18 protein-coding genes are annotated in these 23,121 nt (G+C 71.5%); 10 read left to right on the top strand and 8 right to left on the bottom strand.

All coding sequences use genetic code 11. The features are described 5' to 3' along the window. Positions 1-65: 65 nt before the first annotated feature. On the bottom strand, positions 66-1,724 hold the full coding sequence (locus OG594_RS12690) for an amidohydrolase (protein ID WP_266598221.1): 1,659 nt from the start codon (positions 1,722-1,724) through the stop codon (positions 66-68). 32 nt (positions 1,725-1,756) lie between these two features. Further along, a complete protein-coding gene (locus OG594_RS12685) occupies positions 1,757-3,148 on the bottom strand; it encodes a cytosine permease (protein ID WP_266598219.1) in 1,392 nt (463 codons plus the stop codon). 137 nt (positions 3,149-3,285) lie between these two features. Between OG594_RS12685 and OG594_RS12680 the strand changes: the two genes are divergently transcribed. The 9 genes from OG594_RS12680 (at position 3,286) to OG594_RS12640 (ending at position 15,415) form a co-directional block, all read left to right on the top strand. Then, positions 3,286-3,888, top strand: a complete 603-nt coding sequence (locus tag OG594_RS12680) for a TetR/AcrR family transcriptional regulator (protein WP_266598217.1) — start codon at positions 3,286-3,288, stop codon at positions 3,886-3,888. Between the two features lie 315 nt (positions 3,889-4,203). After that, positions 4,204-5,106 carry an alpha/beta fold hydrolase gene (locus tag OG594_RS12675; RefSeq protein WP_266598215.1) on the top strand — a complete coding sequence of 301 codons (903 nt, stop codon included), beginning with the start codon at positions 4,204-4,206 and terminating at the stop codon, positions 5,104-5,106. 150 nt (positions 5,107-5,256) lie between these two features. Next, positions 5,257-5,520 carry a hypothetical protein gene (locus OG594_RS12670; RefSeq protein ID WP_266598213.1) on the top strand — a complete coding sequence of 88 codons (264 nt, stop codon included), beginning with the start codon at positions 5,257-5,259 and terminating at the stop codon, positions 5,518-5,520. 238 nt (positions 5,521-5,758) lie between these two features. Then, positions 5,759-5,923 carry an FxSxx-COOH cyclophane-containing RiPP peptide gene (fxsA, locus tag OG594_RS12665; protein WP_094744751.1) on the top strand — a complete coding sequence of 55 codons (165 nt, stop codon included), beginning with the start codon at positions 5,759-5,761 and terminating at the stop codon, positions 5,921-5,923. Positions 5,924-5,951: 28 nt separating this feature from the next. Next, entirely contained in the window at positions 5,952-8,204 is a 2,253-nt protein-coding gene (gene fxsB, locus OG594_RS12660; protein ID WP_266598211.1) for a radical SAM/SPASM protein FxsB, inactivated metallohydrolase extension form, read from the top strand. 59 nt (positions 8,205-8,263) lie between these two features. After that, the gene (locus OG594_RS12655; RefSeq protein WP_266602867.1) at positions 8,264-8,998 is read left to right on the top strand and encodes an aminoglycoside N(3)-acetyltransferase; all 735 of its coding nucleotides are present in this window, start codon (positions 8,264-8,266) and stop codon (positions 8,996-8,998) included. 80 nt (positions 8,999-9,078) lie between these two features. Then, complete coding sequence (locus tag OG594_RS12650) at positions 9,079-10,455, top strand: TIR-like protein FxsC (protein ID WP_266598209.1); 1,377 nt, start codon at positions 9,079-9,081, stop codon at positions 10,453-10,455. Then, the gene (gene fxsT, locus OG594_RS12645) at positions 10,439-14,434 is read left to right on the top strand and encodes an FxSxx-COOH system tetratricopeptide repeat protein (RefSeq protein ID WP_266598207.1); all 3,996 of its coding nucleotides are present in this window, start codon (positions 10,439-10,441) and stop codon (positions 14,432-14,434) included. The genes OG594_RS12650 and fxsT overlap by 17 nt, the downstream gene beginning before the upstream one ends. Before the next feature lie 84 nt (positions 14,435-14,518). Then, on the top strand, positions 14,519-15,415 hold the full coding sequence (locus tag OG594_RS12640; RefSeq protein ID WP_266598205.1) for a DUF4231 domain-containing protein: 897 nt from the start codon (positions 14,519-14,521) through the stop codon (positions 15,413-15,415). Between the two features lie 22 nt (positions 15,416-15,437). Here the strand turns inward: OG594_RS12640 and OG594_RS12635 are convergent, their stop codons facing one another. From OG594_RS12635 to OG594_RS12620, 4 genes are all read right to left on the bottom strand, one after another. Further along, positions 15,438-15,917, bottom strand: a complete 480-nt coding sequence (locus OG594_RS12635; protein WP_266598203.1) for a hypothetical protein — start codon at positions 15,915-15,917, stop codon at positions 15,438-15,440. A gap of 97 nt (positions 15,918-16,014) precedes the next feature. Then, on the bottom strand, positions 16,015-16,884 hold the full coding sequence (locus OG594_RS12630) for a S1 family peptidase (RefSeq protein ID WP_266598201.1): 870 nt from the start codon (positions 16,882-16,884) through the stop codon (positions 16,015-16,017). A 150-nt stretch (positions 16,885-17,034) separates the two neighbouring features. Further along, positions 17,035-17,850: a DUF1684 domain-containing protein gene (locus OG594_RS12625; protein ID WP_266598199.1), complete on the bottom strand. Its 816-nt coding sequence runs from the start codon at positions 17,848-17,850 to the stop codon at positions 17,035-17,037. Positions 17,851-17,927: 77 nt separating this feature from the next. Beyond that, the gene (locus OG594_RS12620; RefSeq protein WP_266598197.1) at positions 17,928-19,229 is read right to left on the bottom strand and encodes a DUF5685 family protein; all 1,302 of its coding nucleotides are present in this window, start codon (positions 19,227-19,229) and stop codon (positions 17,928-17,930) included. 285 nt (positions 19,230-19,514) lie between these two features. On the opposite strand from OG594_RS12620, the gene OG594_RS12615 reads away from it, so the two are divergent. Then, the gene (locus OG594_RS12615) at positions 19,515-19,964 is read left to right on the top strand and encodes a cell division protein SepF (RefSeq protein ID WP_030012752.1); all 450 of its coding nucleotides are present in this window, start codon (positions 19,515-19,517) and stop codon (positions 19,962-19,964) included. A 62-nt stretch (positions 19,965-20,026) separates the two neighbouring features. Here OG594_RS12615 and OG594_RS12610 read toward each other — a convergent pair whose 3' ends face one another. After that, positions 20,027-21,199 carry an acyl-CoA dehydrogenase family protein gene (locus tag OG594_RS12610; RefSeq protein ID WP_189739730.1) on the bottom strand — a complete coding sequence of 391 codons (1,173 nt, stop codon included), beginning with the start codon at positions 21,197-21,199 and terminating at the stop codon, positions 20,027-20,029. 248 nt (positions 21,200-21,447) lie between these two features. Further along, complete coding sequence (locus OG594_RS12605; protein ID WP_266598194.1) at positions 21,448-23,091, bottom strand: MFS transporter; 1,644 nt, start codon at positions 23,089-23,091, stop codon at positions 21,448-21,450. Positions 23,092-23,121 lie beyond the last annotated feature (30 nt).

Raw genomic sequence — 23,121 nt, 5'->3', positions numbered from 1 at the left:
CTCTCAGGGCGAATGCCCCAAGTGGCTTCACGCTAAAGGACGTTCAGCGGGAAGGGAGTAGGGGATCAGGCCACCTGGTGCACCACCTCGCCCGCCACCACGACCGTCTCGGCGACCGTGCCCGGGATCTCGTCCGCCGGGACGGTGAGGATGTCCCGGGACAGGACCACGAAGTCCGCGACCTTGCCCACCGTGAGGGAACCTCGTTCCTGCTCCAGGAAGTTGGCGTGGGCCGAGCCCATGGTGTAGCCGTACACGGCCGTCGCCGCGTCCACCGTCTCCGCCGGCTGCCAGGCCGGTCCGCCGCCGGACAGCGGGCGGCGCGTCACCGCCGTGTAGATGCCGACCATCGGGTCCATCTCCGCCACGTTCCAGTCGCTGGAGAAGGCCAGCACCGCCCCCGCCTCGTGCAGGCTCCGCATCGGCCAGGCCTTGTGCCAGCGGTCCTCGCCCACGTTCTCCGCCCAGTCCTGGCCGGGGCCCGCGATCTCCGGCGCGCAGTGCCTCGGCTGCATGCACGCGATCACGCCGAGCTCCGCGAAGCGCGGTACGTCCGCCGGGTCCAGGCACTCCACGTGGACCACCTGGTGGCGGGCGTCGCGCGGGCCGTTCAGGGTCCGCGCGTGCTCCACCGCGTCCAGGACGGTCCGGATGCCCCGGTCGCCGGTCGCGTGCACGAAGCACTGGAAGCCGCGGGCGTCCAGCTTCGCCAGCAGCTGCGCGAACTCCTCCGCCGGGTAGAAGGTCTCGCCCCGGTGCGCGCCGCATCCGGTGTACGGCTCCAACAGGGCGGCCGTACGCGGTTCCACCACGTCGTCGATGTACAGCTTGAGCGGGCCGACCCGCAGCCGGTCGCCGGCGAACCGCCGGGCCGCGTCGGCGAATTCGTCCAGATCGGCGTCGCCGGTACCGCGCGGGTGGAACAGCGCCGCGACGATCCGTGAGCGCAACCGTCCTTCGGAACGGGCCCGTTCGAAGAGTTCGAGGTCGTCGAGGGAGTTCTGCGGCTCGACCACCGTGGTGATGCCGAAGCCGATGGCGTCGTCGAGGCTCTTGGCGAGCCGCCCGTACTGCCGGTCCGTCGAGGCCCACGGCACGCCCAGTTCGCGCAGGGCCCGGTGGCCGTCGCGGGAGAGCCCCTTGATGGCGAAGTCCTTCACGAATCCGGTGGGTTCGCCGGTCTCCGGGTCCACCGCCGCCGTGCCGAAGGGGAGGTCGGTGCGGTCCCGGGAGACCCCGAGCCGCCGCATGGCCGCCGTGTTCAGCCAGGCCGTGTGCACGTCGTACGAGAGCACGATCGCCGGGGTGTCGCCGGTGACCGGGTCCAGGTCGGCGGCGCACGGCATCCGCCCGCCGGGGATGGCGGAGTAGTCGAAGGCCTCGGCCTCGATCCAGCCGGCGTCCGGGTTGGCCCGCCGCCAGGCCAGGATCCGCTCGTGGATGCCTTCGAGGGTGCGCACCCCGGCGAGCTGGACGCAGTCCGCGTCGGAGCCGAGCCGGACGTGGTTGTGGGCGTCGATGAAGCCGGGCAGGACGAGCTTGCCGCCGGCGTCGATCCGCCGGGTGTCCGGACCGGCCCAGGCGGCGGCTCCCGCGTCCGGGCCGACCCAGACGATGTGTCCGTCGTGGACGGCGAGGGCCTCGGCCTCGGGCAGGTCGGGGTCGACGGTGTGGATCCGGGCTCCGGTGAGCAGCAGGTCGGCGGGGAAGGAGTGGCGTGCCATGTGGGGGTGCTCCCTTGCGTGTGCGGTGTCGTTCAGGCGGCCGGGGCGTACGCCGCGACCCGGCGGCGGGTGAGGGCCCAGTAGGTGAGTCCGGAGACGACCGAGCCGAGCAGGGTGAGGTCGGCGCCGCCGAGCGGGGCGACCAGCGGCCCGGTCCACAGCTCGGAGTCGCAGGTCAGGGCGGCGAAGGTCATTCCGGTGAGCAGGGCGGCGATGCCGGCGGGGTGGTAGCCGGAGCGGTACCAGTAGGCGCCCGCGCTGCCGGCGTGCAGCGCGTCGGCGTCGTAGTGGCAGCGGCGCAGCAGCATGTCGGTGAGGAAGACTCCGCCCCAGGGGGCGAACACGATGATCAGCAGGGAGAGGAAGGACAGGAGGGAGGTGGTGAAGTCGGTGAGGAAGAGCGCGGCGAGCGAGCCGGCGGCGGTGACGGCTGCACTGATGACGATGGCCCGGGCGCGGCTCCACGGGATGCCGAGGACCTGGAGGTTCAGGCTGGAGGAGTAGAGCGTGATGATCGAGTTGGTGACCGAGCCGCCGAGTACGAGGGCCAGGAACAGCGGCTGGAACCAGCCGGGCAGCAGGCTCTCGGCTCCGGCGACCGCGTCGGTCATGTCGGTCTGGGTGGCGGCGGCGACGCCCGCGACGCCGAGGGCCACCGAGGAGAGGAAGCCGCCGAGGGCGCCCGTCCAGGTGATGGACTTCAGCGAGGTGGTCCGGGGCAGGTAGCGGGTGTAGTCGGCGGGCATGGGCAGGTACGAGAAGGGTCCGGCGAGCATGACCACGAAGGCGAGGCTCCAGCCGGAGAGGCCGGGAGCGGCGGCCGGGGCTGCGGTGTCGGTGCCGGGCAGGACGAAGAGGAGCAGGACGCCGAAGCCGGCGGCGAGGACGTAGGCCATCCAGCGTTCGGCGAACTGCACGGTGGCGTGGCCCCACATGGCGACGGCGAAGGTCAGCGCGAGGGTGACCAGGAGGGCGACGGCGCGGCCGGCGGCGGCGCCCTGCCAGCCGATCTCGGCGAAGAAGACTTCCAGCGCGAGGGTGCCCACCACGGTGTTGACGATGGTGTAGCCGATGCTCACCACCCAGTTGAGGACGCCGGCCGGGAAGTTGCCGCGCACCCCGAAGGTGGCGCGGGAGATGACCAGGGTCGCGGTGCCGGTGCGGATGCCGCTGAGTCCGGCGGCGCTGATGGCGAAGAAGGAGAGTCCGCCGATCACGACCACGGCGGTGGCCTGCCAGAAGGAGAGTCCGAAGGCGACGGCGAGGGCGCCGTTGATCACGTAGGTGAAGGTGAGGTTGGAGCCGAACCAGAGCCAGAAGAGGTCCTTGGCGCTGCCGTGGCGTTCGGCGTCCGGAATCGGGTCGATCCCGTGCGTTTCGACCCGGAACACCTCGTCGACGTCGACTGTCTCCTGCTGTCCCATGCGGACCCCTGACCTTGAGCGATCTTGAATGGCGTTCTAATTTCTTGAATGGCATTCAAGATGAGGGGTGGACCTCGACCTCGTCAAGACCCTGTCCGGGATAGGGTCGGACCAGGAAGATCCGGAGGGCGGGAGCGGTGGCGGGAGCAGCACGGCGGCGCGACGGGCAGGTCGCCCAGGAGCGGATGCTGGAAGAGGCCATGGCGGCCATCGCCGAGGACGGACTGGCCGCGCTCACCATGTCCGCGCTGGCCGAACGCCTCGGCACCAGCGGCGGCCACATCCTGTACTACTTCGGCAGCAAGGACCGGCTCCTCCTGGAGGCCCTGCGCTGGAGCGAGGAGCAGCTCACCGGGGAGCGCCGGGCACTGCTGGGCCGCAGGGTGCCGGCGGCGCGCAAGCTGGACCAGTTCCTGGAGCTCTACCTCCCCGAGGGCCCCCGCGACCCGCGCTGGACGCTGTGGATCGAGCTGTGGGCCCGCACCGCCTCCAACCAGCCGCTGAAGGCCGCCCAGGAGGAGATCGACGAGAGCTGGCAGCAGGACCTGGAGGCCCTGCTGACCAAGGGCGTGGACCAGGGCCGCTTCGCACCCATGGACGTGCCCGCGCGAGCCTCGGAGCTGCTCGCCCTGCTGGACGGCCTGAGCACCCGGGTCGTCCTGGGGCAGCGCGGCGCGGACCGCACCCGCGCCCTGGAGCAGGCCCGCTCGGCAGCGGCCCTGCTCGTGCCCCGCACCTGAGACGGAGGCCTGGTCGGCGCCCCTCGCGCCGGCGGGTCGGGAACTCCCCCTTTTCCGTCAATTGGGCGACCAAAAGCGGAAGCCGCTGCACCAAAAAGGCCTTTCGTAGCGACGGGGCATCCGTTCGCGCCTGTTCACGCCCGTTCACTCCCGCAGTACGCCCCCTTGACCAGGGCATATGCAAGAGGAACAAAGGATTTCTCGGGCTCGTGAAGGCATTCACAAGAATTCCGCTGTAAGTGCGCCCTACCGCACTCCTCCCCCAGCGCGCACAATCGCGGTGACGACTCACACCGACCGTGAAGGAGGGAGCGCGTGCGCAATCAGGTGCGCACAGCGGACGGGCGCGCTCTGACCGTGGAGCGCTGGGGCGATCCCGACGGCAAACCCGTCTTTCTGCTGCACGGCATGCCCGGCAGCCGCCTCGGCCCGGCCCCCCGGGGCATGGTCCTCTACCAGCGCCGCATGCAGCTCATCGCCTACGACAGACCCGGCTACGGCGGCTCCGACCGCCATGTGGGCCGCACCGTCGCCGACGTGGCCCAGGACGTGGCCGCCATCGCCGATGCCCTCGGCCTGGACACCTTCGCGGTCGCCGGCCGCTCCGGCGGCGCCGCCGGCGCACTGGCCTGCGCCGCCCTCCTCCCGGACCGGGTCACCCGGACCGCGGGGATGGTCGGCCTCGCCCCCCGGGACGCGGAGGACCTGGACTGGTTCGCCGGGATGGCCGCGTCGAACGTGCGGGAGTACACCACCGCCACCGCCGACCCCGAGGAGCTGGCGGCCCGGCTGATCCCGCGCGCCGACGGCATCCGCAAGGACCCCGGCCGGCTACTGGACGAACTGCGCCGGGAGCTGACCGACAACGACCGCATGATCGTCTCGGACGCCGGCCTGCGGTCGATGCTCCTGCGGAACTACCGTGAGGGGCTGCGCCATTCGGCGTACGGATGGATCGACGACGTCCTCGCCTTCAGCCGCCCCTGGGGCTTCGATCCGGCCGACATCCGCTGTCCGGTACTGATCTGGCACGGCGAGCTCGACGTGTTCTCCCCCGTGGGTCACTCCCGCTGGCTGGCCCGCCGGATCCCCGGAGCCACGACCAACATCGTTCCCGCCGCCGCGCACTTCGCCTCCCTGCGCGCGCTGCCCGACGTACTGAACTGGCTGCTGCGCGACCTCCCGACACCGGATCTGAGCGAACAGCAGCCCGCGTAGCGGTCGTTGACCGGCATCCGCTCCGACCGGGCCCCAATGGACCTCAATAAGTGCCGCGTTACCAAGGGTGACTGTCCTAGTAAAGTCCACGACCGGAAGGGCCTACCCACCACTCGACGGGTGGGCCCCACGAGTCGTGGAGGCTGTCTCATGACCCTGCACATCGACGACGTCGGCCTGCTCATCCTCGCCGTCGGGCTCCTCGTCGGCTACGCCGTCTACAAGCACACCAGGGCCGCCGCCGGGGTCGCGTCCAAGGGGGACGTCGTCGGCGCGATCGGCGCCGCTGCTGCAACGATCACCGCGCTCTTCCTGCTGTTCGGCGGGGGTGGTTCCGCGTCGGCCGAGCCCGCCCCCCGGCCGACGGGACACGCCCTCGCATCACTCCAGGTCAGCGCGGTGCCGCCGGAGTAAGCCCGGTCCGGACGGGGCCGCCGCCGAGACCCGCACCCATGAAAAGGATCTTTCCTTGCGGCAAACGGCCGAATCCGCCCTCTTGAGAAATCCGCCGGGCATTGCATGGAAGTCTTGACCAGGCGTCATGTCTCGTGTTGCCAAGGGGGACTGTCCTAGTAAAGTCCCTGCTTGACAGCAGCATGTGGCCGTTGTCATTCACATGTCCATTCCACATGGCTTCCCCAAGGACGGTGCCGTGAACACTTCAGCATCCCCCGCGACCAGCTCGGTCAAGGCCCACCGGGTCCCGCTCGGCAAGATCGACGTCCACACCGCGTCCGCGGCGACGACGCTCGGTCGTGTACTGCCGGCCGAATCTGCTCGTCCGGTTCAGGCACCGATCTTCAACTCCGCGCTCTGACCCGAACTCTGCGCCCTAGACTGGTGGAATGACCGGCCTGATCGCATTTCGCGAGATCGTCCTAAAAGTTCACAGCAGATGCGATCTTGCATGTGATCATTGCTACGTCTACGAACACGCAGATCAGAGCTGGCGGGCCCGGCCGAAAGTGATCTCCCCCGAGGTTATTTCGCATACCGCGTCCAGGCTCGCCGAACATGCCCGTGACCATGCACTCCCCTCCGTCACGGTGATTCTCCATGGAGGGGAACCCCTGTTGGCGGGCCCGGCCCGACTCCGCCTCGTGTGCGAGGAGTTCACCCGAGCACTCAGCGGGATCGCCGCCCTCGACCTGCGGATCCACACCAACGGGCTCCAACTCAGTACCCGTTACCTCGGCCTCTTCGACGAATACGGCGTCCGGGTCGGCATCTCCCTCGACGGGGACCGCGCCGCCAACGACCGCCACCGCCGCTTCGCCGACGGCCGCACGAGCCACCCGCTGGTCCTGGCCGCCGTGGCACTGCTGCGCTCCGAGCCGTACCGCCACCTCTACCAAGGTCTGCTCTGCACCGTGGACGTGGCCAACGACCCCGTCGCCGTACTGGACGCGCTGGTCGAACTGGAGCCCCCACGGGTCGACTTCCTCCTCCCCCACGCCACCTGGGAGACGCCCCCGGCCCGGCCCGACGGCGCCCCCGACGCCTACGCGCGCTGGCTGCTGCGGGTCTTCGACCACTGGGACCGGCTGGGACGCCCGGTACCCGTACGGCTCTTCGAGTCCCTGCTCTCCACCCTGCGCGGCGGCCCCAGCCTCACCGAGTCGCTCGGTCTGGCACCCACCGACCTCGTCGTCGTCGAGACCGACGGGACCCTGGAGCAGGTGGACTCGCTCAAGAGCGCCTTCGAGGGGGCCGCGGCCACCGGCTTCAACGTCTTCGACCACGCGTTTGACCAGGTCGCGGCCCATCCCGGGGTCCGCGCCCGACAGCTGGGCCTCGCGGGCGTCAGCGACTCGTGCCGCCGGTGCCCCGTCGTACGTTCGTGCGGGGGCGGGCTCTACACCCACCGCTACCGCGACCGGAACGGCTTCGACAACCCCTCCGTCTACTGCACCGACCTGCGCGAGCTCGTGGACGGGGTCGAGGGCCGCACCGCACCGCGGGAGACCGCGCCGCAGCTCACCGACCCGGCCGAACTCGCCCGGTCCCAGGAGGAACTGACCCGGATCCTGCTGGCCCGGCTGCACGCGGACCTCGCCGCCGACCCCGGCTGGGCGCACGCCTGGGAGCTGCTGACCGCCGTGGAGCGGGCCGGGGAAGCGGGCACGGACGCGCTGGACGCCGTACTGGACCACCCCTTCACCCGGACCTGGGTGCTGGCGGCCCTGGACGCCGCCCGCGACGGCCGGCAGGACGCCCCGGAGGCGGCGCGCAGGCTGACCGCGCTGGCCGCCGCGGCCGTGCTCCGCGGCGGGCTGGACCTGCCGGCCGAGGTGGCCTACCGGGACGGCGAGGTGTACCTGCCGACGCTGGGACTGTTGCGGCTCGGGGAACCCGGCACGGAGGGCCGGGCCGCGCTGCACGTCACCGCCGAGGGGTACGCCGTACGGGACGGCCGTGCCGAGCACCGCTTCGGACCCACGGCGGGGGACGCCCGCTGGCAGCCCGTGCGCACCTGGTCGCCCGGGCCGGACGCGGCCCCGGTGGCCCTGGAGGACCTCGACCCGTACCGCAACTGCTTCCCCCGCCCGCCCAGGCTCCGCCTCGGCGCCGGGGAGGCCGAGGAGTGGCGGGGCAGGCTGGACCGGGCGTGGGCGCTGCTGCACAAGGCGCTGCCGGAGTTCGCCCGGGCGGCGGCCACCGGGCTGACCACGCTGACCCCGCTCGCGGGCGGCCCGCGGTCGGGCGGCTGGGGCGAGGCCGGGCGGCACGGGCCGGGGGCGCTCGGGGTGCCGTACGCGGCCGGGGTGCGGGAGACCGCGCTGGCGCTGCTGACCGGGCGGCGGCGGACCAGGCTGCGGGCGCTGACCGAGGTGACCGACCTGTACGCGCTGGACGGTCAGTGGCAGCACCGCTCGCCGTGGCGGGAGCGGCCGGTACCGGTGTCCCGGCTGCTGGCGGACGTGCACGAGCGGGTGGCGGTGGAGGCGTACCGGCGGGCCACGGCGACGCCCGAGCCGGGCGGCTCGGACCGGATCCACCGGGCCCTGGACCGGCTCTCGGAGGCGGCCGAGCTGACCGTCACCGGAAAGAGCCTGGTCGCGGAGCTCCGCTACGAACTGAAGACGGTCGACGCGTGACCGCGCCCGGCAGGCTCCAGCTCGCCGTGCAGGTGCGGCTGGCCGGGGTCCGCCCCGGCATGCGGCTCCTGGTGCACTCCTCCCTCGGTGGGACCGGGATCCGCGCGGAGCTGCTGCGCGACGCCTTGACGGGCGTCCTCGGGCCGCGCGGCACCCTGGTGGTCCCGGCGTTCACCCCGGAGAACTCCAAGACCTCCACCGCCCACCTGGAGCGGATCCGCGGTCTGGACGAGGCCGGGGTGCGGGACTTCCGCGAGCGGATGTCCCCCTTCGACCCGGCGAGCACCCCGAGCCAGGGCATGGGTTCCCTGGCCGAGGCCGTGCGCACCGCGCCGGGCGCCGCGCGCAGCGCCCATCCCCAGACCTCGTTCGCGGCCCTCGGGGCGGACGCGGAGCGGCTGTGCTCGGGTCATCGCCTCGCATGCCATCTGGGGGAGGAGTCACCCCTGGGAAAGCTGTGCTGGGAGGGCGGGCAGGTACTCATGATCAATGTGGGGTTTTCGGTCTGTACCGCTTTCCATCTCGCGGAGTACCGAATTCCGAAGCCCCCCTTGCGCATGTACGAGTGTGTGGTGAAGGTGAACCTTCCGGGGTCGCAAAGACACCGGCAGGAGGGGGAGTGGACCGCATACGAGGACGTCGCGCTGGACGACGGCGATTTCGCGGAGATCGGTGACGCGTTCCCGGATTCACGGGTGCGCAGGGGGCGGGTGGGAGGTGCGTCGACCATGCTCTTCTCCCTCCCGGAGGCCGTCGATCACGCCCTTGACTGGATGACCGAAAACAGACGCTGATTGACTGAACGATGAGGGGATGTGGCGAAGCAGCTCCGGAATGATGTTTCTTCGCTTCGCATCTTCGGGACGGGGGTCGTGTGCCCGCATCAGGGGAGCCGTACTTTTTTCTCAGTTACGCACATACACCGAGGTTCGGGGCCGGGGGCCCCGACCCGGACATGTGGGTCGAGCGCCTTTTCCGTGATCTCTGCGGGCACGTGATGGCGCTGACGGACCTGCGCGCCGGGTACGACGTCGGCTTCATGGACCGGGAGATACGCAGCGGCGAGGGCTGGTCCGAACGGCTCGCCCGGGCACTCGCCAACTGCCGCGTCTTCGTTCCCCTGTTCTCGCCGCGGTACTTCGCCAGCGAGATGTGCGGGAAGGAGTGGTTCGCCTTCGCGCAGCGCGCCGTCCAGCACGGCGCGATGAGCAACAAGCAGGCCGAGGCCATCGTGCCCGCGTTATGGGTGCCGGTGCCGCCGGAGCAACTCCCGGGCCCGGCGGAGCGGTTGCAGTTCAACCACAACACCTTCGGCGAGCGCTACGTCACCGACGGCCTGTACGGGCTGATCAAACTGCGCGGTTACGCCGACCAGTACGAGCAGGCCGTGTACGAGCTCGCCCGGCGCATCGTCCAGGTCGCCGAGACCGCCCACCTGGACCCCATCCGCCCGCTGGACTACCGCAACGTTCCGAGCGCCTTCGGCTCCAGCGGCAGCCCGGCCCGCACCCTGCACGTGACCGTGGCCGCCTCCTCCCGGCACGATCTGCCCGAGGGCCGCACCCCCGAGTACTACGGGGACACCGCCCTGGAGTGGAACCCGTACCACCCGGTCGCCCAGCGACCGATCGCCTACGTCGCCGAGGACCTGGTCAAGAACCTCAACTACCAGACCACCATGTCCTCCTTCGACGACGAGGCCGGGCACCTCGACAGCAAGCAGTTGCCGACCCGGCCGGAGATCCTGATCGTCGACCGGTGGGCGGTGGAGGACGAGCAGCGGCGCCGGCGCCTGGCGGCCTTCGACCGGGAGCCCCGGCCGTGGATCAACGTGGTCGTGCCGTGGAACCGGTACGACCATCAGAGCCGGTCGAAGGAGAACGAGCTGGCCGACCGGCTGGAGACCACCATGCCCAAGACGATGAGCCAGGGCCGGGCCGCCTGCCGGGCCGCCGCGAACGGCGTGGCCAACGTGGAGACCCTCGGCCAGATCCTGCCGCAGGTGGTCGAGGCGGCGGCCCAGCAGTTCCTCAGACACGCACAGCCGTATCCGCCGAAGGGCGACACCTCCATCGAACGGCCCCGGTTGCTGGGGCCGATGGGGATGAACGGGCCGCCAGGGCCGCCATCGCCCCGGGTCCCCTTCCCGCCCGACTCCGACCGGCGCCGGACCGGGCCGGCGGGGGCCGGCCTCCACGACAACGACGACAACGACACCGACCGGGGGGACGCGGATGACAGCGAGCAGTGACAGCAGCGGCGACAGCGACAGCCGTGATGGACGCATCGTCACCTTCTATTCGTACAAGGGCGGCACGGGCCGCACCATGGCGCTGGCCAACACCGCCTGGATCCTGGCGGCCAACGGCAAGCGGGTCCTCGCCGTGGACTGGGACCTGGAGGCGCCCGGCCTGCACCGCTTCTTCCACCCCTTCCTGGACCCCTCCACGCTGGGGGCCACCACCGGGGTCATCGATCTGATCAGCGAGTACGCGTGGGCCGCGACCAGCCCGGTGCAGCGGCCCGACGACTGGCACAAGGACTACGCGCGGATACAGCCGCACGCCGTCTCGCTCACCCCGGAGACCCACGGCTGGGAGTTCCCGGACGGGGGCACCCTGGACTTCGTCTCCGCGGGCCGGCAGAACCGCGAGTACTCGGCGACCGTCTCCACCTTCGACTGGGACAACTTCTACGACCGGCTCGGCGGCGGGCTCTTCTTCGACGCCCTGCGCGCCGACATGAAGCGGAACTACGACTACGTCCTGATCGACAGCCGCACCGGCCTGTCCGACATCGCCGACATCTGCACCGTCCACCTCCCGGACGTCCTCGTCGACTGCTTCACCCTCTCCGACCAGTCCATCGACGGGGCCGCGTCCGTCGCCCGCCAGATCGACGAGCGGTTCAACGACCGCGGCATCAAGATCTACCCGGTCCCGATGCGCATCGACGAGGGCGAGAAGGAGAAGGCCGACGCCGGCAGGGCGCTGGCCCGGATCAAGTTCGACCGCTTCCCGAACGGCCTGGTCGGGGACGAGCTCACCTCCTACTGGGGCGCGGTGGAGATCCCGTACCGCCCCTACTACGCCTACGAGGAGACCCTGGCCACCTTCGGTGACGAGGCCGGGCTCACCAACTCCCTGCTCTCCGCCTTCGAACGGCTCACCGCCGTGGTCACCGAGGGCCACATCACCTCCATGCCGGTCATCGGCGAGGAGGTCCGGCTGCGCATCAGGGACGCCTTCACCCGGCGCCGCCCGGCCCTGCCCGCCGACCTGTTCCTGTCCTACGTCGCCGAGAACCGGATGTGGGCCGACTGGATCGAGTCGGTGCTCACCCGGGCCGGTTTCCGGGTCGTGCCGAAGGACGTCTCGGCCGAGCGGGCACCGGGAGCGGTCACCGGGGACACCCTCGGGGGCGCGGGCATCAGCATCGACACGGCCGCCCGGACCGTGGTGCTGCTCTCCACCGCCTACCTGAAGTCGGCCCGGGCCGTGGACGTGTGGGAGCGCGCGGCCGCCGAGGACCCGACCGGGGGCCGGCGCCAGCTGGTGCCGCTGAGGGTGGGTGACGTACGGCTCTCCACGCCGTACATCGACCGCAACCCGGTGGACCTCTTCCGGCTCGACGAGGTGCACGCGACCGCCGCCCTGCTGCGTGCGGTGGAGCGGCCCATGGCCCTGCCCGACAGCGCGGGCAGTGCCTCGCAGCCCGGTCCCCGCTTCCCGGGGACCGTCCCGAAGATCTGGAACGCGCCGCCCCGCAACCCGGGCTTCACCGGGCGCAGCATCGTGCTGGAGCGGATGCGCGACCAGCTCGGCGGGGGCATGGCCGTGGTGCTCCCGCAGCCGCAGACCCTGTTCGGGCTCGGCGGTGTCGGCAAGACCCAGGTGGCACTGGAGTACGTGCACCGGTTCATGGCCGACTACGACCTGGTGTGGTGGATCTCCTCGGAGCAGACCGACGACGTGGTCGCGGCCCTCGCGGAGCTGGCGGTGCGGCTGGGCGCGCAGACCGGCGAGGACATGGCGGCCGCCTCGCAGGAGGCGATCGACCTGCTGCGGCGCGGGGTTCCCTCCTCCCGCTGGCTGCTGGTCTTCGACAACGCGGACGATCCCGAGACGCTCAAGCGGTTCTTCCCGCCGGGCGGGCCGGGCCACGTCCTGGTGACCTCCCGCAACCAGTCCTGGTCGCAGTACGGTGACGCGCTGCCGGTGGACGTGTTCCTGCGGGAGGAGTCCATCGAGCACCTCCAGCGCCGTGCCCCCGGGCTCAGCAAGGACGACGCCGAGCAGGTGGCGGTGGCGGTGGGCGACCTGCCGCTGGCCGTCGAGCAGGCGGGCGCGTGGATAGCGGAGACGGCGACGCCGGTGTCCGCGTACATCGAGCAGCTGGCCCAGCAGGCCGCCCGCGTCCTGGCCCTGAACCAGCCGCCCGGTTACCCGGAGCCGGTGGCCGCCACCTGGAACATCTCCATCGAGCGGCTGCAGTCCCGGTCCCCGGCGGCCGTCCGGCTGCTCCAGCTCTGCGCCTTCCTCGCGCCCGAGCCGATCTCCGCGAACCTGCTCTACAGCAAGGAGATGATCGACGCCCTCAAGCCCTACGACTCCTCGCTCCAGGAGAAGCTGGTGCTGGGCCGGGTGATCCGGGAGATCGGTCGGTTCGCGCTGGCCAAGGTCGACCAGGTCAGCAACAGCATCCAGGTGCACCGGCTGGTCCAGGCGGTGATCCGGGCCCAGCTGAGCGAGGAGGAGCAGCGCGAGGCGCGGCACGCGGTCCACCGGATCCTGGCGGGGGCCCGACCGGACGACGACGAGCCGATCGACAATCCGGAGACGTGGCCGCGGTTCAACACCATCTGGTCGCACCTGACCCCGTCGGAGGCCCGGTACTGCAAGGAACCGGAGACGCGCAGGCTGCTGATCGACCGGGTGCGCTACCTGTGGAAGCGCGGCGACTTCAAGGCCGCGTACGCCCTCGGCGAGGAACTGCGCGAGGCGTGGAAGGAGATGCTGGGCAACGACGACCTGCAGTACCTGTACCTGCGCTTCCACCTGTCGAACATCCTGCGCTCGCAGGGCCGGTTCGTGGAGGCCAAGGAGCTGGACGAGGTCACGCTGGAGCGGCAGAAGGCGGTGCTCGGCCCCTCGCACCCGCACACGTACATGACCATGAGCGGTCTGGCCAACACGCTGGGCGCGCTGGGTCATTACGGACAGGCGATGGAGCTGGCGACCGACGCGCACGAGGGCTTCAGCCAGATCTTCCACGAGGCGCACCCGCGCACGCTGGCCGCCGCGAACAACCTGGCGCTGAACCTGCGGCTCGTGGGTCAGTACACCAGGGCCCGTGAGATCGACCAGGAGGTGCACGACCTGCGCACCGAGGTGCTGGGGCCGGAGCACCCGTACACCCTGTCCTCGGCGCAGAACCTGGCCCGCGACCTGCGCGAGGTGGGCCGGTACGAGGATTCGGTGCAGCTGCTGAGCCGGACGTACGACACCTACAAGCGGACGCTGGGGCGGGCGTTCCCCGGCACCCTGTCGGCGGCGAAGAACCTGGCGGTGTCGCTGCGCCGGGCCGGCCAGTTGGAGGACGCCCTGCGGCTCACCACGGCCACCCGGGCCCGCTACCGGGCCAAGTACACCTCCGTCAACCCGGACCTGCTGTCCTGCGAGCTCAACCTGGCCTCGGACCTGTTCGCGACCGGGGACCCGGGCGGGGCGCGGGACCTGGCGCAGGAGGTGGTGGACGAGTACATGAAGGTGCCGGGCGAGCGGCACCCGTACACCTTGGCGGCCGTGAACAACCTGGCGGTCTTCCACTGGGGCACGGGCGCCGCGGAGACGGCGGAGGCGATGCTGCGCCAGACGATACGGGGGATGCGGGACGTGCTCGGCGACAACCACCCGCACACCGTCTTCGCCCACCTCAACCTGGCCAACACGCGGGCCGACCTGGGCGATCCGGAAGGCGCTCTGGAGCTGGAGCGGCTCGCGGTGATGCGGCTGCGCGAGGCGCTCGGGGCGCACCATCCGGAGACCCTGGCGAGCAGCTCCAACATGGCGGTCAGCCTGGACTCGATGGGCCGCAAGGAAGAGGCGGCCCGGTTGCGGGCGGAGGCGGTGTCCGAACTGACCCGGTTGCTCGGCGAGGACCACAGCCTGACCCGGTACGCGCGCGACGAGCGGCGGGTCCACCGCGACCTGGAGCCTCTCGCCGTCTGATCCGACGGCGGGCGGCGGGGGCTCCGCGACCGCGGGCCCCCGCCGCCCGCCACCCGACAGCAGGGGGGCGCTGTGACCGACAGCATGACCTTTCGAAACGAGGACCTGCCGGCCCTCTTCCACCACACCGACCAGGCGGCGATCTCCCGGCAGCGGGAGTCGACCCAGGCCACCCGCGCCCAGTTGCTGCTGCTGGTCGCGGCCGCGGCGGCCGCCGCGCTGCCCGCGGGGCCGAAGCTGGGCTCGATGTACCTCTTCGGGCTGCTGAGCGTGCTCGCGTACGTGGGGGTGCTGGGCGTGGGCATGCGGGCGACGCGGCGCCGGGCCCGCCCGCAGTGGCAGCTCAACCGCAGTGCGGCGGAGTTCATCAAGTCCCTGGCCTGGCGGTACGCGGTGCACGGGGCGCCGTTCGGCAGTGAGGTCGCCGCGCCCGAGACGACGTACCGCACCCGGTTGGAGGCGGGTCTGGCCGAGCTGCGGAAGATGGGCTGGGAGGATCCGCGGGCCGCCGGAACGGTGCCGGAGGGCGGGGAGATCACCGGCGCGATGCAGCGGCTGCGCGGGATGGACTACCAGGCACGGCGCGAGACGTACGTCCGGGACCGGCTGATCGAACAGCGCAACTGGTACCGGCGGCGCACGGAGGTGTCCCGGCGGGCGACGAACCTGTGGTCGTGGACGATCGTGCTGCTGACCTGTCTGGCGCTGCTGTTCGCGCTGCTGGGGTCGTTCGGTTCGGGTCCGGGGCCGAGGCTGACCGCGCTGCTGAGTGCGGCGGCGGCCGCCGGGATCGCCTGGAACGAGGTGCGCCGCCACCATCCGCTGATCGAGGCGCACACGCTGATCGAGCAGGACCTGGCGGCGATGATGGTCGTGATGCAGACGACCATCACCGAATCGCAGTGGCCCTCGTCGGTGTACGAGACGGAGCGGTACGTGTCTCCACAGCACACGGACTGGCTGGCCCAGCACAGCAGTTGAGGGTGGAGGGGGCGTGGCCGGACTAGTCCCGGGTCACGCCCTCGCGCCACAGGACGGTGACCGGTTTGCCGAGCGCCCGAGCGTAAGCGACGATCTCGGCGGTGCCGCCGTGCCCGCGGGCGGGCTGCCCGTCCCAGACGGCGACGATCCGGTCGCAGGAGTCGGCTATGTAGGTGCCGGCGGCGTAGTAGGCCTCGTCCGTGGAGCGGGCGAAGTCCATCCGGACCTCCTGGGTGGCCCGGTCCTTCAGGCACCGGTAGCGGGCGAGGGCCTCGGCGCCCTCGAAGGCGTCCTCGTAGTCCCCGCTGGGGATCACCACGGTGAGGTCGGCGCCGTTCTCGAGGGCGATGGCGGCGAACAGCTGGTCGGCTCCCTCGGCGAGGCTGGAGAAGGCCTCCAACGGTCCTTCGTGGCCGCCCAGGACGGCCCGTAGACCGTCCTCCACATGGCCGAGCACCGAGTCGGGAATGGCTCGGTGCCCGGTCACGCCGATGCGTTTCATGCAGAAACCAGCCTCCCCCGTGGACACGGCCGCCCCGAACATCCTCCCAGAAGGCGGGAGGACGTCCAGGGGTGCGACGGGGGCGCGTGAGTCATCGTCAGTAGACGCTGACCCCGTAGGCGCTGAGGGCTTCGACCACGGGCTGGAAGAAGGTCGTCCCGCCCGAGGAACAGTTGCCGCTGCCGCCGGAGGTGAGGCCGACGGCGCGGGTGCCCGAGTAGAGCGGGCCGCCGCTGTCGCCGGGTTCGGCGCACACGTTGGTGCGGATCATGCCGTAGACGATGTCGCCGCCGCCGTAGTTGACGGTGGCGTTGAGCCCGGTGACCCGACCGCTGTGGATACCGGTGGTGGACCCGCGCCTGGTCACCGACATGTTGACGGTGGCGTTCACGGCGCTGGTGATGTCCTGGCTGCCGACGGTGCCGGGGGGCACGGGCGTGTTGCTGGCGTACTTGATGAGGCCGTAGTCATTGGTCGGGAAGCTGGAGCCGACCGTGGAGCCCACGACGGTGGTGCGGGCGGAATTGCTCCACCAGGTGCCCGCACCGTCGGTGCAGTGCCCGGCGGTCAGGGCGTAGTAGTTGCTGCCGCTGCGCACGTTGAAGCCCAGCGAACAGCGCCAGCTCGTCGCGTAGATGGCGTCGCCGCCGGAGACCAGCTTGGTGAGCTTTCCGGGGATGCGTTCGATGCGCAGCGCTCCGACGTCGGCTCCGGCCTCGCGCTTGATTCTCGCGATACCGGCGTCGGAGACGGTGGAGTCGGCGGAGACCACGAGGGTTCCGGTGGCGGGGTCGGTGTGCCAGGCGGTGCCCGCCACGTCGGCGCGCAGGACGGATGCGCCGGCCGAGGCGAGCTGGTCGGCGCTGAATCCGCCGTCCCGCGGGTCCGCGCTCGCAGCCGTGGGGACGGCGAGCGCTGCGGCGGCGGCCAGGCCGGTGGCCACCGCGAGCAGCCTGGTACGGGTCATGCGCTTGATCCTCACTTCTCGTCCTCCTGGAGAGGGTCGGGGGCCCGGCGGTTGTGGGGGTGCCAGAGCCCGTGAGGCGCAGCCGGGGGCACGGCGGGCGCACGAACTTTGGCCGTGCCCCTGACAAGCGCTGTCGGGAGTGTCCTGTCGTCAGATACCGCTAGCAAGAGCGGCTTTCAGCCTCCGCTCGCCCGCCGCCACCTGGAAGGGCAGCGTGTTCCCGGGCGGCGGAAAAGGGCAGATGAAGTGGTCCGCGAAGGCGCAGGGAGGCAGCAGGGAACGGTTGAAGTCCACCGTGATCGCGCCTCGCGCGTCGGGTATGCCGGGCTTCAGGAAGCGGAAGCGGTGGCTGGAGCGCCCGCCGGTGGCATCGCCGAAGACGGCCCAGAGGCTGCCGTCGTCGGCGTCGACGGCGACCTGGAGGGCGTGCTCGGCTCCCCCGAAGGAGAAGACCAGCTCTCCGCCGAGGTCGAGGCCGCGCGCCCGCCCGTCGGCGTTTTCCACCTGGACGCTCCGGTCCTCGGCGTACGGCCGAAATCGCCCCGGCAGTACGAAGGCGGGGTCGTAGGGGGTGGCCTCGACACCGACGTGGGCCCGGCGGGCCTCGGAGTCTGGGTCGTAGACGCGGACGCCCCACTCCCCCTCGCGCCGGATCACCACGATCCGCAGCTCCCCGGAGGAGAGCCGGGAGTGCGCGGGCGGGGCCTCGTCGGCGGTCAGGACCACGTCACCCGTGAAGGGCTCGCCGTCGAGGCGCACGGAGTCCCCGGCGGTGGCGGTCAGCGCCGCGCCGCCCTCCGTCCGGCGCCAGTGCCCCGGAACGGCCGGAATTCGACCTTCCGGGTAATCGGCGAGCCAGAAGGTTCCGGTCAGCGCAAGGGGGCCGTAGGGCGCGGACACGGCCGCCGCCCTGCGCTCGTGCCATTCCCGCCACGCGGCGTGCGGGTCGTCTGCGTCGTCGCTCATCCCGCTCAACCCTTCCACACCGGTCCGGACGGGAATCCCCGCGTACGCCGTCCGGACCTGTGAAATCTGAAAGGGCCTCAGCAGTCGCAGCCGCAGCAGTCACAGCTGCAGCATCCGTCGCCACCACCACCGCCGCTCCCGCCGCTGCCGCCGGAACCACGGGTGCCGTTGCAGCAGTCGCAACAGTCACAGGCGTCGCACCACGGGTCCCGCTTCTTCCGGGACCACGGCCCCTCGTATTCGGTGCAGCACATCCGGCAGGTGCAGAACAGCCCGATGGCGACCGCGCAGCCGGCGAGCAGTCCGCGGCGCGGCCGCTGCGGGGGCGGCGCGCCACCGAATCCGCCCGGGCCCGTGGGCGGCATCCCGGGGCCGCCCGCTCCACCGCCGTACGGAGCCCCGCCGTACTGGTTCTGGCCGTACGGGTTCTGGCCGTACTGGTTCCCGCCCTGGCCACCGTACGGCTGGCCCGCGTACGGGTTGCCGCCCTGGCCGGCGGAGGCCGTCGCCGTGTGGCCGCAGCTTCCGGTGCCGAAGGCCCGGTCCACCGAGGTGCGCAGCTCGTGCACGAGCAGCCGGTGGGCGAGCCCCGCGTCCGTGAACTCGACCTCGCTCAGCGCGAGCTTGATGCCGTGGAGGGCGTCGTCGCAGAGCCTGCGGGCCTCGGTGAGGGAGGTCCCGGTGGCGGTGAGCGGGTTCCAGGCGCCCGCGACGGCGTCGGCGCCCTGGTCCTCCACCGCGTCCAGCAGGTGCGCGAGGCGGCCGAAGTACCGGCCGGCCTCGGCCAGCGCGGCGGCGTTGCCTGGCCGTCCGGCCAGCTGCGCGGTATGTGCGAAGGCGGCGGCCGTCGCGGTCTCCGTCGGCTCGGTCACCACGAGCACGGGGGTGCCGAGGCCGGCGAGCGTCTCGATGCCCGCCTGCCGGTCCACGGCGTCGACGAGCACGGCGGTGTCGAAGCCGAGCGAGGCCCCGGTGCGGGCTCCGGCCCGGTCCCAGCCGCGGGCCACCTTGCGCGCGGCGGCGGCTATGGGAGCGCGGGCCAACAGCCCGTCCCGGTCGGCCACGTGGTCGCGCATCTTGGCGGAGGCGAGCACGAGCGAGACGGCGGCGGCGAGCCGCGCCCCCTCGCCCTGGGCCACCGAGGCGGTGCGCATCCCGCGCAGCGGGCAGGGCCCCGCGGTGCGCCGGGCCCCGGGCGCGGTGCCCGACTGAGCCTCCGTCAGAACGGAGACGAGCAGCCCGTCATAGTTCGTAACGATCCGGGCGAACTGTCCGTGATCTCCCCGAAGTGCCAGGCAGAGCCCGCACAGATGGGCCATCCACTCCGCCTTGAACCGCTCTCCCAGTCGGTGCGTGCAAGGTCTCACGATGCCGAACAAGCTGCTTCCCCCGTGTGTCGTACGCGCGCTTGCCGGGCATCGTATCGACCCGCGCGTTTCACCCGTACGTCCGCGTCGCTCACCCGTAAGGCCCCGGCGGTCGTATTTTCACTCAGTCAGCAGTGGTAGCGACCAGGATCCTTGACCGTGCAACGGATGTTCTGCACCAGTACCGTCACGAAACCCGTGCGCGGCGACTATCCACTTGGCGCGTTGTCAGCATCATGGACGAGCATAGGGGCAGCGGAGAGAAGACAGACTGACCGCGGTGAAAGGAGGCAGTCCATGGGTTCGGTGCGCAAGGCGAGTGCCTGGCTGGGTCTCGTGGAGGACAGCGACGACGATCGCTACTACGACGACGACTACGCGGAGGCCGCCCAGGGTTCGGTGGCCGGCCCCGGCGAGCAGTGGGTCACCGACCCCCGGGTCCGGGTGGCCTCCGAGTCGGCCGTGGAGCACGGCCGTCGCATCGCGACGGTCACCCCGGACGGTTTCCGTGACGCGCGGGGCATCGGCGAGCTGTTCCGCGACGGGGTCCCGGTGATCGTCAACCTGTCGTCGATGGACCCGGGTGACGCGAAGCGCGTCGTCGACTTCGCGGCCGGACTGACCTTCGGGCTGCGCGGTTCGATCGAGCGGGTGGCGACCAGGGTCTTCCTCCTGACCCCGGCCGACACCCAGATCGTCAGCGGCGAAGCGGGCGGCCGCTCACGCGACTTCTTCAACCAGAGCTGAGCCTGGGGGCACCTCTGGGGGTCCCTCCCGGACGGAGTCTGGGGGAGGTGGCTGGGGGATCCTCACCGGAAGGCGTCCAGACCGGTGAGCGCCTTGCCCAGCACCAGCTGGTGCATCTCGACGGTGCCCTCGTAGGTGAGCACCGATTCGAGGTTGGTGGCGTGCCGCATGACGGGGTACTCGAGGGAGATCCCGTTGGCGCCGAGGATGGTCCGCGCGGTGCGGCAGATCTCGATGGCCTCGCGGACGTTGTTGAGCTTGCCGAAGCTGATCTGCTCCGGCCGCAGGGTGCCCGCGTCCATGCGCCGGCCCAGGTGGTGGGCGAGCAGGATGCCCTTGTGGAGCTCCAGGGCCATGTCCGCCAGCTTGGCCTGGGTGAGCTGGAAACCACCGATCGGCTTGCCGAACTGCTCGCGCGTCCTCGCGTAGTCGAGCGCGGACTCGAAACTGGCCCGCGCCGCGCCCATGGATCCCCAGATGATCCCGTAGCGCGCGTGGCTGAGGCAGCCGAGCGGCCCCTTGAGCCCGGTGACCAGCGGCAGCACCGCGTCGGCGGGCAGCCGTACGTCGTCCATCACCAGCTCGCTCGTGACGCTGGCCCGCAGCGACCACTTGTGCTTGATCTCCGGCGCGGAGAACCCGGGCGTGTCGGTGGGCACCGCGAAACCGCGGATCCCCTCGTCGGTCTGCGCCCACACCACGGCGACCGCCGCGACGGAACCGTTGGTGATCCACATCTTGCGGCCGTTCAGCACCCAGTCGGTGCCGTCGCGCTTGGCGTAGGTCCGCATCGCCGCCGGGTCTGACCCCACGTCGGGCTCGGTCAACCCGAAGCAGCCGATCAGCTCGCCCGCGGCCATTCCGGGCAGCCAGCGCTGCTTCTGCTCCTCGGAGCCGTACTTCCAGATCGCGTACATGGCGAGCGACCCCTGCACCGACACGAGCGAGCGGATCCCGGAGTCGGCGGCCTCCAGCTCCAGGCAGGCGAGCCCGTACTGCACGGCGCTGGCACCGGCACACCCGTAGCCCTGGAGGGACATCCCGAGCGCTCCGATGCCACCGAGCTCCCGGGCCAGCTCGCGGATCCCGGGCAGCTCGCCGCTCTCGTACCACTGCGCGATGTTCGGCAGCACCCGGTCGGCGGCCCAGGCGCGGACGGTGTCCCGGACGGCGAGGTCCTCGGGTCCGAGGAGCTCGTCGAGCCCGAGCGGATCATGGGGCAGGAACGCGGACACTGGGCCTCCCGGCGGCCTGAGACAGAACCTAGCAGCGCAAGTTTTGCGCTCGCCCGAAGCTATTCGCCCGCGCCGGGCAAATCCAGCCCCCACCATTGCAGCCCCGCCGGGACGCGCTCTGTTCAGCCCCGCCGGCGCTTGAGGCGCTCTGTTCAGCCCCGCCGGCGTTTGAGGCGCGGGGGTCCGGGGGCAGCGCCCCCGGCAACGGCGCCGCACCCGGCGGCACCGGACAGCGGCACCGGACGGCGTCAGCCCGCCTGCTCGACCGGGGTCGGCCGCACGTCCCCCTTCGCCTGCGCGGGCAACCGCACCTCCGCCGCCCCTTCCTCCGCCGCCCCGCACTCCATCGCCCGCGGCAGCTTCAACGCCATCACCGCACCCGCGAACAGCAGCACCGCGCTCACCAGCAACGTCACGTGCAGTCCGTGCACGAACGCCTGCCGCGCCGCCGCGTGCAGCGACGCCCCCGCCGGCCCCCCGAGGTGCGCGGCGATCTGGTAGGCCTCGCCCAGAGAGTTCGCCGCGCCCGCCGAATCCGCCGCCGACACCCCCGGCACGTCCATGAGCCCCGGCCGGTACGCCGCGTTCATCACGCTGCCCAGCAGCGCGATGCCCATGCCCGCGCCCAGCTGGTACGAGGTCTCGCCGATCGAGGCCGCGCCGCCCGCGGTGGCCGCCGGGGCCTCGCTCAGCATCGACTCGTACGCGGCGAACAGCGTGGTCTGCAGCCCGAAGCCGAGCAGGATGAAGCCGATGTTCAACAGCAGCGGCCGGTCCTGCTGGCCCATGAAGGTCAGCAGCAGCACGGCACAGGCGGTCAGGACGAAGCCCAGCGACACCATCAAGCGGGGCCCGACCCGGCCCAGGGTGTACGAGCCGGTGGCTCCCGCGGCCATGGCGGCGAAGGTCAGCGGCAGCAGTCGTAGGCCGGTCTCCAGCGGGCTGAGGTGCAGCACCAGCTGGAGGTACTGGACGGCGATCAGCTCGAGGCCGACCAGGGCCAGCATGGCGAGGACGATGCAGGCGACCGATGTGGAGAAGGCGGCGCGCGAGAACATCCGCATGTCGATCAGCGGGTGCTCGCGCCGCTTCTGCCGCCGCACGAAGAAGACGAGCAGCACCACGCCGATCAGCAGCGGGAGCAGCGCCTCGGCGTCGAGGAGCCGTCGTTCGGCGCCCAGCCGCTTGATCCCGAGCACCGTGCCCAGTACACCTGCGGCGGCCATCAGTGCGCCGAGCACGTCCCACGGCCCGTCGGCGGAGCCGCGGGACTCCGGCAGCAGCCAGCGGCCGAGCGGCAGGATCAGTGCCATCAGCGGGATGTTGATGAGGAAGACCGAGCCCCACCAGAAGTGCTGGACGAGGAAGCCGCCGAGCACCGGGCCGCTGGCCGCGCCGATGGCGGCGACGGCGGTCCAGATGCCGATGGCGAGCGCCCGCTCGCGCCGGTCGGGGAAGACCTGCCGCAGGATCGACAGGGTGGCGGGCATGATCATCGCGCCGCCGATGCCGAGCAGGGCGCGCGCGGCGATGAGGACCTGGGCGTTGTCGGCGAGGGCCGCTATCGCGGAGGCCACGCCGAAGAGTCCGTAGCCGAGGAGCAGGATGCGGCGGCGGCCCACCCGGTCACCGAGGGTGCCGAAGAGGATCAGCAGCGAGGCGCAGACCAGGGGGTACGCGTCGACGATCCACAGGAGCTCGATCGAGCCGGGGCGCAGGTCCTCGGTGACGGAGGGGACGGCGACGTGCAGGATCGTCGCGTCGAGCGCGACGAGGACCAGGCTGACGCAGAGCACCGCCAGGACGACCCAGCGGTTGGTCCCACCGGAAGCGGCGCTCAGCCGCTGCCAGGGGGAAGGGGTCCGGACCCCGGCCGCGTTCGTCCCCGACATGCATGTACCTCCCAGGTGATCCCTCGGGCT

The organism is Streptomyces sp. NBC_01214 (genome assembly GCF_026340975.1).
Lineage (GTDB): Bacteria > Actinomycetota > Actinomycetes > Streptomycetales > Streptomycetaceae > Streptomyces.
The sequence above is the reverse complement of the archived record's forward strand: the minus strand, read 5'-3'. Positions and strand labels throughout refer to the sequence as shown.

Bases quoted from the DNA above. Each gene is read 5' to 3' on its own strand.
- OG594_RS12690 (WP_266598221.1), bottom strand. From the start codon at position 1,724: ATGGCACGCCACTCCTTCCCCGCCGACCTGCTGCTCACCGGAGCCCGG.
- OG594_RS12685 (WP_266598219.1), bottom strand. From the start codon at position 3,148: ATGGGACAGCAGGAGACAGTCGACGTCGACGAGGTGTTCCGGGTCGAA.
- OG594_RS12670 (WP_266598213.1), top strand. From the start codon at position 5,257: ATGACCCTGCACATCGACGACGTCGGCCTGCTCATCCTCGCCGTCGGG.
- fxsB (WP_266598211.1), top strand. From the start codon at position 5,952: ATGACCGGCCTGATCGCATTTCGCGAGATCGTCCTAAAAGTTCACAGC.
- OG594_RS12655 (WP_266602867.1), top strand. From the start codon at position 8,264: ATGCGGCTCCTGGTGCACTCCTCCCTCGGTGGGACCGGGATCCGCGCG.
- fxsT (WP_266598207.1), top strand. From the start codon at position 10,439: ATGACAGCGAGCAGTGACAGCAGCGGCGACAGCGACAGCCGTGATGGA.
- OG594_RS12640 (WP_266598205.1), top strand. From the start codon at position 14,519: ATGACCTTTCGAAACGAGGACCTGCCGGCCCTCTTCCACCACACCGAC.
- OG594_RS12635 (WP_266598203.1), bottom strand. From the start codon at position 15,917: ATGAAACGCATCGGCGTGACCGGGCACCGAGCCATTCCCGACTCGGTG.
- OG594_RS12630 (WP_266598201.1), bottom strand. From the start codon at position 16,884: ATGACCCGTACCAGGCTGCTCGCGGTGGCCACCGGCCTGGCCGCCGCC.
- OG594_RS12625 (WP_266598199.1), bottom strand. From the start codon at position 17,850: ATGAGCGACGACGCAGACGACCCGCACGCCGCGTGGCGGGAATGGCAC.
- OG594_RS12615 (WP_030012752.1), top strand. From the start codon at position 19,515: ATGGGTTCGGTGCGCAAGGCGAGTGCCTGGCTGGGTCTCGTGGAGGAC.
- OG594_RS12605 (WP_266598194.1), bottom strand. From the start codon at position 23,091: ATGTCGGGGACGAACGCGGCCGGGGTCCGGACCCCTTCCCCCTGGCAG.